Below are 13,523 nucleotides of genomic sequence, written 5' to 3'. Positions count from 1 at the left end.
ATAGGGACCGCTGGCGAGGCATGCATGCCCGGCCGCGACTATCGACTCACCGAATCAGGAGAAACACATGGCAGCGATTACAGCAGCGATGGTAGGCGAATTGCGCGGCAAAACCGACGCACCAATGATGGAATGCAAAAAAGCACTGACCGAAGCCGATGGCGACATGGCACGTGCGGAAGAGATCCTGCGCGTCAAACTGGGCGGCAAGGCATCGAAAGCATCGGCACGCATCACCGCTGAAGGCGTCGTGGCAACCTACATCGCCAATGGCGTAGGCGCCCTGGTCGAAGTGAACTCGGAAACCGACTTCGTTGCGAAAAACGACGATTTCCTGGCGCTGGCCAACAACGCTGCCCGTCTGGTAGCAGAACACAACCCGGCTGACGTAGCTGCCCTGCTGGCCCTGCCACTCGATGGCAAGACCCTGGATGAAGTGCGCGCTGCCCTGATCGGCAAAATCGGCGAAAACATGACCATTCGCCGCTTCCAGCGTTTCGAAACCAGCAGCAAGCTGGCGTCGTACCTGCACGGCTCGCGCATTGGCGTGATCGTCGAATTCGACGGCGCCGATGAGCAAGTCGGCAAAGACGTGGCCATGCACATCGCTGCCATGAAGCCAGTGTCGCTGTCGTCGAACGAAGTTCCTGCGGAACTGATCGAAAAAGAGCGTTCGGTTGCACAGCTGAAAGCTGAAGAAGACGCAGCCAAAGCGGCCGCCGAAGGCAAGCCAGCGCAATCGCCGGAAATCCTGGCCAAACGCCTGGAAGGTTCCGTACAGAAGTTCCTGAAAGAAGTATCGCTGCTGAACCAGGCTTTCGTGAAAAACGACAAGCTGTCGGTTGAGCAAATGCTGAAGGCGGCTAACACCAGCGTCAAAGGCTTTGCCATGTACGTGGTAGGCGAGGGCATCGAGAAGAAGCAAGACGACTTCGCAGCAGAAGTCGCAGCACAGATGGCTGCCTCCCAGGGAGCGTAAGTCAAGCGGGCCGAGAGGCCCGTTTTTTTGGCCCGCCCGCACCTGTCGTGCCGGGCGGCGGCATGGGCAGCCCCGCGCGCCTATCCGGCGCTGCAAGGCGCTGCGCCATGTCATACTCGAATAACCTCATTTATGGAGCCCCAGCTCATGTCAAAACCAGCCTACAAGCGCGTCCTCCTCAAGTTGTCCGGCGAAGCCCTGATGGGCGATGATCCCTACGGCATCAACCGCGCCACGATCGAGCGCATGGTTGCCGATGTGGCCGAGGTGGCGAAGTTGGGTGTGGAACTGGCAATCGTGATTGGCGGCGGCAATATCTTCCGCGGCGTCGCGCCTGGCGCGCAAGGCATGGACCGTGCCACCGCCGACTACATGGGCATGCTTGCCACCGTGATGAATGCACTGGCCCTGGCCGATGCCATGCGTCACGTCGGCATCGTCGCGCGCGTCATGTCGGCCATCGGCATCGAGCAAGTTGTCGAGCCGTACGTCCGTCCGAAAGCCTTGCAATACCTGGAAGAAGGCAAAGTGGTTGTCTTCGCCGCCGGCACCGGCAATCCGTTCTTCACCACCGACACGGCAGCCGCCCTGCGCGGTTCCGAGATCAGTGCCGAGATCGTCCTGAAGGCCACCAAGGTCGACGGCGTCTACACGGCCGATCCGAAGAAGGATCCGAACGCTACCCTGTTCCACACGATTACGTTCGACGACGCCATCGCCAAGCACCTGCAAGTGATGGATGCCACCGCATTCGCCCTGTGCCGCGACCAGAAACTGCCGATCAAGGTGTTTTCGATCACGAAACCAGGCGCCCTCATGCGTGTCATCATGGGCGAAGATGAAGGCACTCTGGTGCACGTATAGAAATAAGGAGCACCGAGAAACCGTCCATGGCTGCGTTGCAGCGCCTCGCCGTACATTAAGTACTGTCTTCGGCGCCGCGCCTTGCCCTGAACGGTTTTCGGCACTCCCGACTGAGCTAGTGTTTTCATCGCAAGCGAAGTAGAAATATTCATTATTATCAAGACAAGGAGTACAGTAATGTCCTTAGCAGACGTTAAAAAGAACACCCAGGAACGCATGACGAAGTCGCTGGAAACACTGCGGGCCGACCTGGCCAAAGTGCGTACCGGTCGCGCCCATACGGGTATCCTGGACCACGTGATGGTCGACTACTACGGTTCGCCGACGGCGCTGACCCAGGTGGCCAACGTGACCCTGATCGACGCGCGCACCATCGGTGTGCAGCCGTACGAAAAAAAGATGGCCAACACCATCGAAAAAGCCATCCGCGACGCCGACCTGGGCTTGAATCCATCGGCGCAGGGCGACCTGATCCGCGTCCCGACGCCGCCGCTGACGGAAGAGCGTCGCAAGGAAATGGTCAAGTTGGTCAAGACCGAAGCGGAAGACGCGAAGATTGCTGTGCGTAACATTCGCCGCGATGCGAACGAGTCGCTGAAGAAACTGGTCAAGGAAAAAGCCTGCTCCGAGGACGATGAGCGCCGCTCGTCGGAAGAAGTACAGAAGCTGACGGACAAGTTTATTGCCGATATCGACAAGATGGTGGTCGACAAAGAAAAAGAAGTGCTGACAGTCTAGTTTTCAGTCCTCTGGCGCTGCCCGGGAAAGCATGGCTTTTCCGGGCAGTGCTATTTGGCGCATAATAGTTATCTTTTATTTTTGGTATTCGTGTTTTCATGATCTATTCGAGTTCGACAACGGCAGTACCTGAGGTGGGCACGGTGCCGCGCCATGTGGCAATCATTATGGATGGCAATGGCCGCTGGGCAACCAAACGCTTCCTGCCGCGCGTGGCTGGCCACGTCAAGGGCGCTGACGCCGTGCGCGGTGTCGTCGAGACCTGCCTCGAACGGGGCGTCGAATATCTGACCCTGTTTGCCTTCAGCTCGGAAAACTGGCGCCGCCCGGAAGAAGAAGTGTCGATGCTGATGCGCCTGTTCGTCACCATGCTGGAACGCGAAGTGGTCAAGATGCATGCCAACGACATCCGCCTGAAGGTGGTGGGCGACCTGTCGCGCTTCAACGACGAGCTGCAAACCCTGATCGCCAATGCCGAACGCAAGACGGCGCGCAACACGCGTCTGACGGTGACGATCTGCGCCAATTACGGCGGCCGCTGGGACATCATGCAGGCAGTCAACAAAATGACGGCCGAGGCTGCCGCCAACGGGCAGCCTGCCGGACAGGCTTACACGGAAGAACAACTGGCGCCGCACCTGGCCATGGCCTATGCGCCCGAGCCTGACCTGTTCATCCGCACGGGCGGCGAGCAGCGCATTTCCAATTTCCTGCTGTGGCAACTGGCGTATACTGAGTTGTTTTTTACCGAGACTTTCTGGCCCGACTTCAATGACGAGTGCCTCGACGCGGCAATCGCGTCTTACCAGCAGCGCGAACGGCGCTTTGGCCGTACCAGCGCGCAATTAACTGAAAAGACAAACTGATGCTGAAAACACGGATAATCACCGCCCTGGTCCTCTTGGCGGTCTTGCTGCCGGTTCTGTATCTGAATTATTTCCCCGCCTTCGCCGTGATCGCCACGGCGTTCTTCGGCGCCGCCGTCTGGGAAAGTTTCCGCATTTTTAAAAATCGCCAGGCGCTCTTGATTGCTGCCGTCTGGACTGCCGCCTTCGCGTATACGTTTTTTGTCGGTAACGGCATGGCGCAGCTCAATTTCTGGTTCGCCCTGTGCGTGGCCATCTGGCTGATCCGTTTCGTGCCCTCGCTGGCGACGGGCTTGCCGCCCACCGAAGGCCTGGGCAATACCTTGCTCAGCCTGGTGTACCCGGTGACCATCGTCGGTTGCTTCGTCGCCATCATCGCCTTGTTCTTGCATAGCCCTTTGTTCCTGCTGTCCGTGATGGCGCTGGTATGGATCGCCGATATCGGCGCCTATTTCTCGGGCAAGGCTTTCGGCAAGCGCAAGCTGGCGCCAAGTATTTCCCCTGGGAAATCCTGGGAAGGTGCCATCGGCGGCGGGATTGCCGTGCTGCTCATCGCCGCCATCAGCATCGTTGCCGCGCCCTCGCTGCCGGTGCTGCAAGACACCTTCGCCGTGCAGCTGCAATTGCGCCGCGGCTGGCTGGTGGCCTTGCTGGTGCTGCTGCTGGTCGTCGCTGCCAGCATCGTCGGCGACCTGTTCGAATCCCAACTGAAGCGCCGCGCCGGCATCAAGGACAGCAGCAACCTGCTGCCTGGCCATGGCGGTGTACTCGACCGTATCGACGCGCTGATCCCGGTCCTGCCATTTGCCGCCCTCGTGGCCAGCTGGCTTTAAGGAAACTCATGCAATACATCACCATCCTTGGCGCGACCGGTTCGATCGGCGTGTCCACCCTGGACGTGCTCGCGCGTCATCCCGAGCAATACAGCGTGTATGCGCTGAGCGCGCATAGCCGCGTGGCCGAACTGGCCGCGCAGTGCCTGCAGTTCCGTCCGCAGCGCGCCGTCGTCGGCACGGCAGACGCCGCCCTTGAACTGACGCGTTTGCTGCGCGGGCAGGGCGTCGCTACGCAAGTCGAGTACGGCGTGGAAGCCCTGTGCGCCATCGCCAGCGCGCCACAAGTGACGGGCGTGATGGCGGCCATCGTCGGCGCGGCCGGCCTGGCGCCCACCCTGGCGGCGGCGCGTGCCGGCAAGAAAGTATTGCTGGCCAACAAAGAAGCGCTGGTCATGTCCGGCCAGCTGTTCATCGATGCCGTACACGATAACGGCGCCGTGTTGCTGCCCATCGACAGCGAGCATAACGCCATCTTCCAATGCATGCCGCATGCGCATGGCCGCACGCCAGGTGCCGCAGGCGTGGCGAAAATCGTGCTGACGGCTTCCGGTGGCCCTTTCCTCACGCGCGACGTCGAGACGCTCGACACGGTCACGCCGGACCAGGCGTGCAAGCATCCGACCTGGGCCATGGGACGCAAGATTTCCGTCGATTCGGCCACCATGATGAACAAGGGCCTGGAAGTGATCGAGGCCCACTGGCTGTTCGGCGCGCCGGCCGAGCAGATCGAGGTGCTGATTCATCCGCAAAGCGTGATCCATTCGATGGTGTCGTATATCGACGGTTCCGTGCTGGCCCAGCTGGGCAACCCGGACATGCGCACGCCGATCGCGCATGCGCTGGCGTATCCGCAGCGCATCGCTTCCGGCGTGGCGCAGCTGGACCTGGCGCAAGTGGCAACGCTGCAGTTCGAACGTCCCGATTTCCGCCGTTTCCCCTGCCTGGCACTGGCCTTCGATGCCTTGCGCGCGGGCGGAACGGCGCCGGCGCTGCTCAATGCGGCCAATGAAGTGGCCGTGCAAGCCTTCCTCGACGAGCAGATCGGCTTCCGCCAGATCGACCGCGTCATCGCGCAGGTGATCGAGACGGTGCCGCATGGCGCCGCCTCCAGCATCGAGGCCGTGATGGAGCAGGACCGCCTGGCCCGCGTGGCCGCGCACGCGTATATCGCCCAGAGGCTGGCCGCATGACCTTGATTACCACCTTGCTGGCGTTTATCGTCGCGCTGGGCTCTTTGATTACCTTGCACGAGCTGGGTCACTACCTGGTGGCGCGCTGGTGCGGCGTGAAAGTGCTGCGTTTCTCGATTGGCATGGGAAAAGTGGTGTATTCGCGCAAGTTTGGCAAGGACCAGACAGAATGGGCAATTTCCGCGCTGCCGCTGGGCGGCTATGTCAGCATGCTCGACAGCCGCGCGCAAGACCTCAGCGACTTGCCGGAAAGCGAATTGCGCCGCGAATTCACGCGCCAGAGCGTGTGGCGCCGCATTGCCATCGTGGCAGCCGGCCCGCTGGCCAATTTCCTCGTCGCCATCGTGCTGTACGCGGGTCTGTTCATGCACGGCATCGAAGAGCCGTCGAGCAAGCTCGGTCCCGTGGCCGAGCAGACGGCCGCCTATGCGGCTGGCTTGCGCAGCGGCGATACGGTCGAAGCGGTGAATGGCAAGACCGTGGCCAGCTGGTCCGAGTTGCGCTGGGAACTGATCCAGGCCACCCTCGACAAGCAGGTGGCGCGCATCGAAGTGCGCCGTCCCGACCGTGGCCAGCAGGAAGCGACCTTGCCGACGGCCAGCCTGACGGAAACGGACCTGGAAGGCGACGTGCTGGGCAAGCTGGGCCTGACCCTTGCCCGTTCTGCGCCCACCCTGATGGAAATCATGCCCGATGGCGCCGCAGCGCGCGCCGGCTTGCAGAAAAACGACCAGATACTGGCCATCGACGAGCAGCCCGTGCACGACGTGGCAGTCGTCATCGCCACCCTGAGCCAGGCGCCCGGCCGGACCTTGCAATTGCAACTCTTGCGCCAGGGGCAGGATATGACCTTGCCCATTACGCCGGATGCCGTGCCGGGCGCCGGGGCAGAGGGAGCTGTAACAGTTGGTAAGATCCAGGCAAAGCTGGGGCAGGTGCCGGATATGATCACCGTGGCCTCCGGACCGTTCTCTGCCGTGGGCAAGGCGTCTGTCAAGGTATGGGATACCAGTCTCATGAGCCTGAAAATGCTGGGTAAAATGATTACCGGCCAGGTTTCGCTGAAGAATGTAACGGGGCCCATTACCATCGCCGATTACGCGGGTCAGACGGCGCGGATCGGCCTGGTAAGCTACCTGAGCTTCATCGCCTTCATCAGTATCAGTCTGGGCGTGATGAATTTGCTACCCATTCCTGTTCTGGATGGCGGGCATTTGCTGTATTATTCGCTGGAAGTTTTGACCGGACGCCCCTTGCCGGAGCGCGTAGGCGAGATTGCCCAGCGCCTGGGGATCGGTTTGTTACTGACCTTGATGGTGCTTGCCGTCTTTAATGACGTGTTGCGATTGCTGAATTAGGGCGGTGGTTGATGCCATTGCGTGAGTCGCACAAGCAATCTTTTGTGTATGTTGTCCATTGATTTACCCATTGAATAACCCCAATGAAATTACATTCTGCTCGTTTTGCCTTGCCTTCCTTTCGTCGCAGCCTGATCGGCGCCGCCGTCATGGCCTTGTGTGCCGGCCATGCGCTGGCCGTTCAGCCATTTACTGTCAAGGATATCCGGGTCGAAGGGATCCAGCGTACTGAAGCGGGTACTGTTTTCAGCTACCTGCCAGTACGCGTCGGCGAAACGTTCTCCGACGAGAAGAGTATCGCCGCCATCAAAGCTCTGTACGCAACGGGTTTTTTCAAGGATGTGCGCCTGGAAGTCGATGGCGACGTGCTGGTGGTGCTGGTCGAAGAACGCCCGGCCATCGCTGCCGTGGAATTCACGGGCACCAAGGAGTTTGAGAAAGATGTGCTGGTCAAGGCATTGAAGGAAATCGGCGTGGGCGAAGCCAAGATTTTCGACAAGGCTTCGGTCGACCGCGCGGAACAGGAGCTCAAGCGGCAGTACCTGTCGCATGGCCTGTACGGCGTGAAGATCACCACCACCGTCACGCCGATCGAGCGTAACCGCGTCAACGTGGTGTTCGCCGTCGACGAGGGTGACGTAGCCCGCATCAAGCAGATCAACATCGTCGGCAACAAGGCCTTCACCGACAAGGAACTGCGCGATCAGCTGGCCCTGAACACGGGCGGCTGGTTCAGCTGGTACACCAAGGCCGACCAGTATTCAAAGACCAAGCTGACGGGCGACATCGAGTCGCTGAAGTCCTACTACCTGGACCGTGGCTATATCGAGATGCAGGTCGACTCCACGCAAGTGTCGATCACGCCCGATAAAAAAGACATCTACCTGACGATCAATATCACCGAAGGGGAAAAGTACAAGATCGCCGGCACCAAGTTCGAAGGCGAGATGTTCGGCCGCGAAGAAGAGCTGAAGGCCCTGAACCTGATGCGCGAAGGCGAGATCTATTCGGGCGCGCGCCTGACGGCCACGAACAAACGCATCCAGGATCGCCTGGCCACGTTCGGCTATGCCTTCGCCAACGTCAACGCCAACCCGGAAATCAACCGTGAAAAGCATGAAGTGGGTTTTACTTTCTTCATCGATCCGGGCAAGCGCGTGTACGTGCGTCACATGAATATCGCCGGTAACACCACCACGCGCGATGAAGTCATCCGCCGCGAATTCCGCCAGTTCGAGTCGTCCTGGTATGACAGCAACAAGATCAAACTGTCGCGCGACCGCGTCGACCGCCTGGGCTACTTCAAGGATGTGACCATCGACACGCCGGAAGCGCAGGGCACGACCGACCAGGTCGATGTCAACGTGACGGTGGTGGAAAAACCAACGGGTAACTTCCTGATCGGTGGCGCGTTCTCGCAATCGGAGAAGTTCACCCTGTCGGCATCGATTTCGCAGGCCAACTTCGCCGGTAGCGGCAACACGGTCGGCATCGAACTCAATACCAGTCATTACAGCCGCACGATTGCGTTTTCGCAAACCAATCCGTACTTTACGGACGATGGCATTTCGCGCAGCTTTGAAGTTTACCTGCGTACGACGGAACCGCCGGCGCTGAACATCGGTAGTTACAAGATCAAGCAAACCGGTGGCCGCGTCAGTTTCGGCGTGCCTTTCTCGGAAGTCGACACGGTCTTCTTCGGCATCGGCGCCGAGCGCTCGCGCATCGAAACCGACATCACCAGCCCGGTCCGCTTCAAGCAGTACGTGATCGACAATGGCGGCCCGTCGGACGGTATCGGTTCGGCCACCACGAATGCCATCCCGCTGACGGCGGCATGGCAACGCGACAGCCGCGACAGCGCCCTGACGCCATCGATCGGTCGTTACCAGCGCGTCAACCTGGAAGCTGACGTGATCGGTAACCAGAAATATTTCCGTGCCATCTATGAGCACCAGTATTTCCGTCCGCTGTTCAGCAAAGTCACCCTGGCGCTGAAGGGCGAGATCGATTACGGTCACGGTATCGGCAAGCACGTGTATCCGGTCTTCAAGAACTTCTACGGTGGCGGCATCGGCTCGGTGCGCGGCTACCTGAGTTCCTCGCTGGGCGCGGTCGAGCCGAGCACCAACGATGCGTTGGGCGGCGCTTCGCGCCTGATCGGTAACGCCGAACTGCAGATGCCATTCCCCGGTTCGGGCAATGACCGCAGCCTGCGCTGGTTCGGTTTTCTTGACGGCGGCCAGGTCTACCAGGAAGGCGAAAAAATGCGGATCTCGCAATTGCGCTATTCTGCTGGCTTGGGCATCAGCTGGATCTCACCGGTGGGCCCGCTCAAGCTGAGCTATGCCAAACCGCTGAACGCCAAGCCGACAGACCGCCTGGAGCGCTTCCAGTTCCAGATGGGCACCGGTTTCTAACCGGCCATCTGAACCGGGGCGCCAGCTTTTACCTTTTGACCATGGAGTATCATGAACACCGCATCCGCTACCCTGCCCAAGTCCCTTGCCGTGATCGCATTGTGCTGGAGTTCGCTGTTGCCGGTGCAGGCGCAGGCTCAGGAGTCGAAGATCGCCTGGATCAGCAGCGAACGTATTTATAACGAATCGAGGCTGGCCAAGGCGGCCAGCGCCAAGCTGGCCGAAGAGTTCCGCTCGCGCGAAAAAGCCGTGCAGGAACTGGCCAGCCGCTTCAAGGTGGCCAACGAAGCCCTGGAAAAGGACATGCCCACCCTGAGCGAGGCCGAGCGCGCCAAGCGTCAGCGCGAGTTTTTCGAGCTGGACAAGGAGCTGCAACGCCGCCAGCGCGAATTTCGCGAAGACTTGAGCCAGCGCACAAACGAAGAGCGCAGTGCCATCGCGGAAAAAGCCAACACCATCATCCAGCAGATGGCGCATATCGAAGGATATGACATCGTGCTGCAGGAAGCCCTGTGGGCCAGCCCGCGCATCGACATTACCGACAAGGTCTTGAAGGCGCTGGACAAGTAACTGTAATAGTTTTACGCCTGACAGTGCCGTAGCGAGCGGATGTGAGTTGTGGTTGAGAAGCGGAGCTGTGCTAAAGCACGGGGCCGGCCGAGGCAGTGAGCATCGGAGACTGCAAATCGCGCCGCGCAGTAGGCATAGTCAGGCGTTTTTATAAGGGTATATCGATGGGCACTCGACTAGGAGATTTGGTCGAACGCTTCGGTGGACAGTTGGCGGGCGATCCGAACCTGGAAGTCACAGGGATCGCACCGCTGGCCGATGCCGGCGCTTCGCACATCAGTTTTCTCAGTAATAGCAAATTTCGCGCACAGGCCGCCCAGAGCGGCGCTGCCGCGCTGATCCTCACGCCGGCTGACGATGCGCTGATCGGTGCCGAGTACGCCGGTGCGCGCATCGTCACTCCGAATCCCTATGTGTATTTTGCGCGCGCGGCGCAGTTTTTCGCCGCCCTGCATGAGATCAAGGCACCGGTGGGCATCCATCCGAGCGCCTTTGTCGACGCCAGCGCGCAGGTCGATGCCAGCGCCTCTGTCGGCGTGCATGCGGTGATCGAGGCGGGTGCCGTGATTGGCGCCGGCTGCGTCATCGGCCCAGGCTGCGTGGTGGGGCGCGATGCCATCATCGGCGCTGGCACGCAATTGCTCGCCAACGTGACCTTCCACGCGCGCTGCGTGATCGGCCAGCGCGGCATCATCCATTCGGGCGCCGTGATCGGCACCGACGGATTCGGCTTCGCCAACGAAGGTGGCGTGTACATCAAGATTCCGCAAACGGGCAGGGTGGTGATCGGTGACGATGTCGATATCGGCGCCAATACCACCATCGACCGTGGCGCGCTGGCCGATACCATCATCGAAGATGGCGTCAAGCTCGATAACCAGATTCAGATCGGCCACAACTGCCACATCGGCGCGCATACGGCCATGGCTGGCTGTGTCGGCGTGGCCGGCAGTGCCGTCATCGGCAAGTACTGCACCTTTGGCGGCGCCGCCATGGTGCTGGGCCACCTGACCATTGCCGACCGCGTTCACGTGGGCTCGGGCAGCATGGTCTCGCGCTCGATCGCGGAACCGGGCCAGTACACGGGTTTTTATCCGCTGGCCAAGAATGCCGACTGGGAAAAGAGCGCCGCCATCGTGCGCAACCTGTCAAGCATGCGCGAGAAGATCCGCACGCTTGAAAAAACAATTAAAACACTGACCACGCAAGACGAAAAATGACTACTGAAAAAAAGACCCTCGACATCCTGGCCATCAAATCGCTGCTGCCGCACCGCTACCCGCTGCTGCTGGTTGACCGCGTGCTGGACTGGGAAGCGAACAAAACCATCACCGCCATCAAGAACGTGACGGTCAACGAAGAGTTCTTCCAGGGCCATTTCCCGCACAAGCCGGTCATGCCCGGCGTGCTGATGATCGAAGCGCTGGCGCAAACGGCGGCCTTGCTGTCGTTCCTGTCGATGGGCGTCAAGCCCGACGAAAATTCGGTGGTGTACTTTGTCGGCATCGACAATGCGCGCTTCAAGCGTCCTGTCGAACCGGGCGACCAGCTGAAGATGGATGTGGAAATCCTGCGCGTCTCGCGCGGCATCTGGAAATACAAGGCCGTCGGTACGGTCGACGGCAAAGTGGCGCTGGAAGCGGAATTGATGTGCACCATCCGCAGCGCGCAGGATGCGAGCCAGTCTGCGAGCCAGCCAGCGGGGCAGTGATGGCGGCCATCCACTCTACGGCACTGATTGACCCGAAGGCTGAGCTAGACAGTTCGGTCGAGGTGGGGCCGTACACCATCATCGGGCCGCACGTGCGTATCGGCGCCGGCACCAAGGTCGGCCCGCACGTGGTCATCGATGGCCACACGACGATCGGCAGCGACAACCACCTGTTCCAGTTTTCCTCCATCGGCGCGCAGCCGCAGGATAAAAAATGGTCGGGCGAGGCGACGCGTCTGGAAATCGGCGACCGCAACACCATCCGCGAATTTTGCACCTTTAACACGGGTACCGTGCAGGGTGGCGGCGTGACGCGCCTGGGCAATGACAACTGGATTTCGGCGTACGTGCACCTGGCGCACGACTGCCTGGTGGGTAATAACACGATCTTTTCGAACAATGCCCAGCTGGCGGGCCACGTGGAGATCGGCGACTGGGTCATCATGAGCGGCTTCGCCAATGTGCACCAGTTCTGCAAGATCGGCGCGCATGCCTTTGTCGGCATGAGCACCAGCCTGACGCAGGACGTGCCGCCTTTCGTACTCCTGAACGGCAATCCGGCGCAGGCGCATGGCGTCAATATCGAGGGCTTGAAACGCCGTGGCTTTACGCGCGAGCAGATCAACGGCATCCGCACCGCGTATAAACTCATCTACCGCGCGGGACTGACCCTGGAAGAATCCAAGGCAGCCCTGTTCGAAGAAGAAGCGGCATCGTCGCCCGAGGTGGCGCAACACATTCGCGCCATGCGCGAATTTTTGGGCGTGGCGTCGCGTGGCATCGTCCGCTGACCAGGCCAGCGACCTGTCGGTCGCCATCGTCGCCGGCGAGGTGTCAGGCGACCTGCTGGCCAGCCGGCTGCTGTCCGGCCTCGTGCCGCAGCTGCCTGGCGCGCGCTTCCACGGCATCGGCGGCGAGCACATGGCCAAACAGGGTTTCGTCTCCGACTGGCCGCTGGACAAGCTGACGGTACGCGGCCTGTTCGAGATCATCCCCCGTTACCGCGAAATCAAGGGCATCCAGAACGCGCTGCGCGACCAGCTGCTGGCAGAGCGGCCCGCCGTCTTCATCGGCGCCGACTATCCCGGCTTTAACCTGGGGCTGGAGCAGCAGCTCAAGGAAGGCGGCATCCCCACTGTGCACTACATCGGGCCGCAGATCTGGGCCTGGCGCGGTGGACGCATGAAAAAAATCATCAAGGCTGTCTCGCACATGCTGGTGATCTTCCCGTTCGAGCAAGAGATCTACCGCAAGGCGGGCGTGCCCGTCACCTATGTCGGCCATCCGCTGGCTGAAATGATTCCCCTGCAGCCGGACGAAGCGGCCGCACGCCGCACCCTGGGCTTGCCGGAGGACGCGAATGTCGTGACCCTGATGCCGGGCAGCCGCATGGGCGAACTCAAATACAATGCGGTGGCTTTCGTGGCCGCCTGCAAGCTGCTGCTGGCGCGCGACCGCTCGCTGCGTTTCGTCGCGCCCATGGCCGGCGAGAAGCAGCGCCAGTACTTCCTGCAGCTGATTGCGGAAGCAGGCTTGCAGGATGTCGAGATAGTGCTGACCGATGGCGGCTCGCACACGGCCATCTGCGCCGCCGATGCGGTGTTGGTAGCATCAGGCACGGCGTCGCTGGAAGTGGCGCTGTACAAGAAGCCCATGGTCATCGCCTACAAGATGATGCGCGCGTCGTGGGAAATCATGCGCCACATGGGCTACCAGCCGTGGATAGGTTTGCCAAACATCCTGGCGCGCGACTACCTGGTGCCCGAGCTGCTGCAAAACGCGGCCAGCCCCGAGGCCCTGGCCGACGCCATGTGGCAGCAGCTGAGCGACGTGCCCGGGCGCCTGCGCCTGGTGCAGCGCTTCACGGACATGCACCACAGCCTGCTGCGCGACAGCGCGCGCGAGAGCGCCAACGCCGTCATGCAAGTCATCGCCGCCAACCGCAAGTAAGCCCCGATCACCGCTTCAACCGCATTACCAACCAAAGATTC

13 protein-coding genes are annotated in these 13,523 nt (G+C 60.9%); all 13 read left to right on the top strand.

Annotation, left to right across the window (positions count from 1 at the left end; genetic code table 11):
* Nucleotides 1–67: 67 nt before the first annotated feature.
* A complete protein-coding gene (gene tsf, locus ACQ4WN_RS14565) occupies nt 68–979 on the top strand; it encodes a translation elongation factor Ts (RefSeq protein ID WP_436552186.1) in 912 nt (303 codons plus the stop codon).
* Nucleotides 980–1,126: 147 nt separating this feature from the next.
* Nucleotides 1,127–1,843 (top strand): UMP kinase, encoded by a 717-nt coding sequence (gene pyrH, locus ACQ4WN_RS14560; protein ID WP_071077758.1) that lies wholly within the window; start codon nt 1,127–1,129, stop codon nt 1,841–1,843.
* Nucleotides 1,844–2,020: 177 nt separating this feature from the next.
* On the top strand, nt 2,021–2,581 hold the full coding sequence (gene frr / locus ACQ4WN_RS14555) for a ribosome recycling factor (RefSeq protein ID WP_102122155.1): 561 nt from the start codon (nt 2,021–2,023) through the stop codon (nt 2,579–2,581).
* 98 nt (nt 2,582–2,679) lie between these two features.
* Nucleotides 2,680–3,447: a polyprenyl diphosphate synthase gene (uppS, locus tag ACQ4WN_RS14550; protein WP_436552185.1), complete on the top strand. Its 768-nt coding sequence runs from the start codon at nt 2,680–2,682 to the stop codon at nt 3,445–3,447.
* A complete protein-coding gene (locus ACQ4WN_RS14545; RefSeq protein WP_436552184.1) occupies nt 3,447–4,280 on the top strand; it encodes a phosphatidate cytidylyltransferase in 834 nt (277 codons plus the stop codon). Before uppS ends, ACQ4WN_RS14545 begins: the two co-directional genes overlap by 1 nt.
* A gap of 8 nt (nt 4,281–4,288) precedes the next feature.
* A complete protein-coding gene (gene ispC, locus ACQ4WN_RS14540) occupies nt 4,289–5,473 on the top strand; it encodes a 1-deoxy-D-xylulose-5-phosphate reductoisomerase (protein WP_436552183.1) in 1,185 nt (394 codons plus the stop codon).
* Nucleotides 5,470–6,831 (top strand): RIP metalloprotease RseP, encoded by a 1,362-nt coding sequence (gene rseP, locus ACQ4WN_RS14535; protein ID WP_436552182.1) that lies wholly within the window; start codon nt 5,470–5,472, stop codon nt 6,829–6,831. The genes ispC and rseP overlap by 4 nt, the downstream gene beginning before the upstream one ends.
* An 83-nt stretch (nt 6,832–6,914) precedes the next feature.
* Nucleotides 6,915–9,251 (top strand): outer membrane protein assembly factor BamA, encoded by a 2,337-nt coding sequence (gene bamA, locus ACQ4WN_RS14530; protein ID WP_436552181.1) that lies wholly within the window; start codon nt 6,915–6,917, stop codon nt 9,249–9,251.
* Between the two features lie 51 nt (nt 9,252–9,302).
* Nucleotides 9,303–9,821 carry an OmpH/Skp family outer membrane protein gene (locus ACQ4WN_RS14525; protein ID WP_436552180.1) on the top strand — a complete coding sequence of 173 codons (519 nt, stop codon included), beginning with the start codon at nt 9,303–9,305 and terminating at the stop codon, nt 9,819–9,821.
* 164 nt (nt 9,822–9,985) lie between these two features.
* Nucleotides 9,986–11,041 (top strand): UDP-3-O-(3-hydroxymyristoyl)glucosamine N-acyltransferase, encoded by a 1,056-nt coding sequence (lpxD, locus tag ACQ4WN_RS14520; RefSeq protein ID WP_436552179.1) that lies wholly within the window; start codon nt 9,986–9,988, stop codon nt 11,039–11,041.
* Complete coding sequence (gene fabZ / locus ACQ4WN_RS14515) at nt 11,038–11,532, top strand: 3-hydroxyacyl-ACP dehydratase FabZ (protein ID WP_035818168.1); 495 nt, start codon at nt 11,038–11,040, stop codon at nt 11,530–11,532. The genes lpxD and fabZ overlap by 4 nt, the downstream gene beginning before the upstream one ends.
* A complete protein-coding gene (lpxA, locus tag ACQ4WN_RS14510) occupies nt 11,532–12,323 on the top strand; it encodes an acyl-ACP--UDP-N-acetylglucosamine O-acyltransferase (RefSeq protein ID WP_436552178.1) in 792 nt (263 codons plus the stop codon). Before fabZ ends, lpxA begins: the two co-directional genes overlap by 1 nt.
* On the top strand, nt 12,307–13,482 hold the full coding sequence (lpxB, locus tag ACQ4WN_RS14505) for a lipid-A-disaccharide synthase (protein WP_436552177.1): 1,176 nt from the start codon (nt 12,307–12,309) through the stop codon (nt 13,480–13,482). Before lpxA ends, lpxB begins: the two co-directional genes overlap by 17 nt.
* The last annotated feature ends 41 nt before the right edge of the window (nt 13,483–13,523 follow it).

The organism is Janthinobacterium pasteuri (assembly GCF_051380775.1).
Taxonomy (GTDB): domain Bacteria; phylum Pseudomonadota; class Gammaproteobacteria; order Burkholderiales; family Burkholderiaceae_D; genus Janthinobacterium.
This window is presented reverse-complemented; position numbering and strand designations above follow the sequence as displayed.

Bases quoted from the DNA above. Each gene is read 5' to 3' on its own strand.
- tsf (WP_436552186.1), top strand. From the start codon at position 68: ATGGCAGCGATTACAGCAGCGATGGTAGGCGAATTGCGCGGCAAAACC.
- lpxA (WP_436552178.1), top strand. From the start codon at position 11,532: ATGGCGGCCATCCACTCTACGGCACTGATTGACCCGAAGGCTGAGCTA.
- pyrH (WP_071077758.1), top strand. From the start codon at position 1,127: ATGTCAAAACCAGCCTACAAGCGCGTCCTCCTCAAGTTGTCCGGCGAA.
- frr (WP_102122155.1), top strand. From the start codon at position 2,021: ATGTCCTTAGCAGACGTTAAAAAGAACACCCAGGAACGCATGACGAAG.
- uppS (WP_436552185.1), top strand. From the start codon at position 2,680: ATGATCTATTCGAGTTCGACAACGGCAGTACCTGAGGTGGGCACGGTG.
- lpxD (WP_436552179.1), top strand. From the start codon at position 9,986: ATGGGCACTCGACTAGGAGATTTGGTCGAACGCTTCGGTGGACAGTTG.
- ACQ4WN_RS14545 (WP_436552184.1), top strand. From the start codon at position 3,447: ATGCTGAAAACACGGATAATCACCGCCCTGGTCCTCTTGGCGGTCTTG.
- ispC (WP_436552183.1), top strand. From the start codon at position 4,289: ATGCAATACATCACCATCCTTGGCGCGACCGGTTCGATCGGCGTGTCC.
- fabZ (WP_035818168.1), top strand. From the start codon at position 11,038: ATGACTACTGAAAAAAAGACCCTCGACATCCTGGCCATCAAATCGCTG.
- rseP (WP_436552182.1), top strand. From the start codon at position 5,470: ATGACCTTGATTACCACCTTGCTGGCGTTTATCGTCGCGCTGGGCTCT.
- bamA (WP_436552181.1), top strand. From the start codon at position 6,915: ATGAAATTACATTCTGCTCGTTTTGCCTTGCCTTCCTTTCGTCGCAGC.
- ACQ4WN_RS14525 (WP_436552180.1), top strand. From the start codon at position 9,303: ATGAACACCGCATCCGCTACCCTGCCCAAGTCCCTTGCCGTGATCGCA.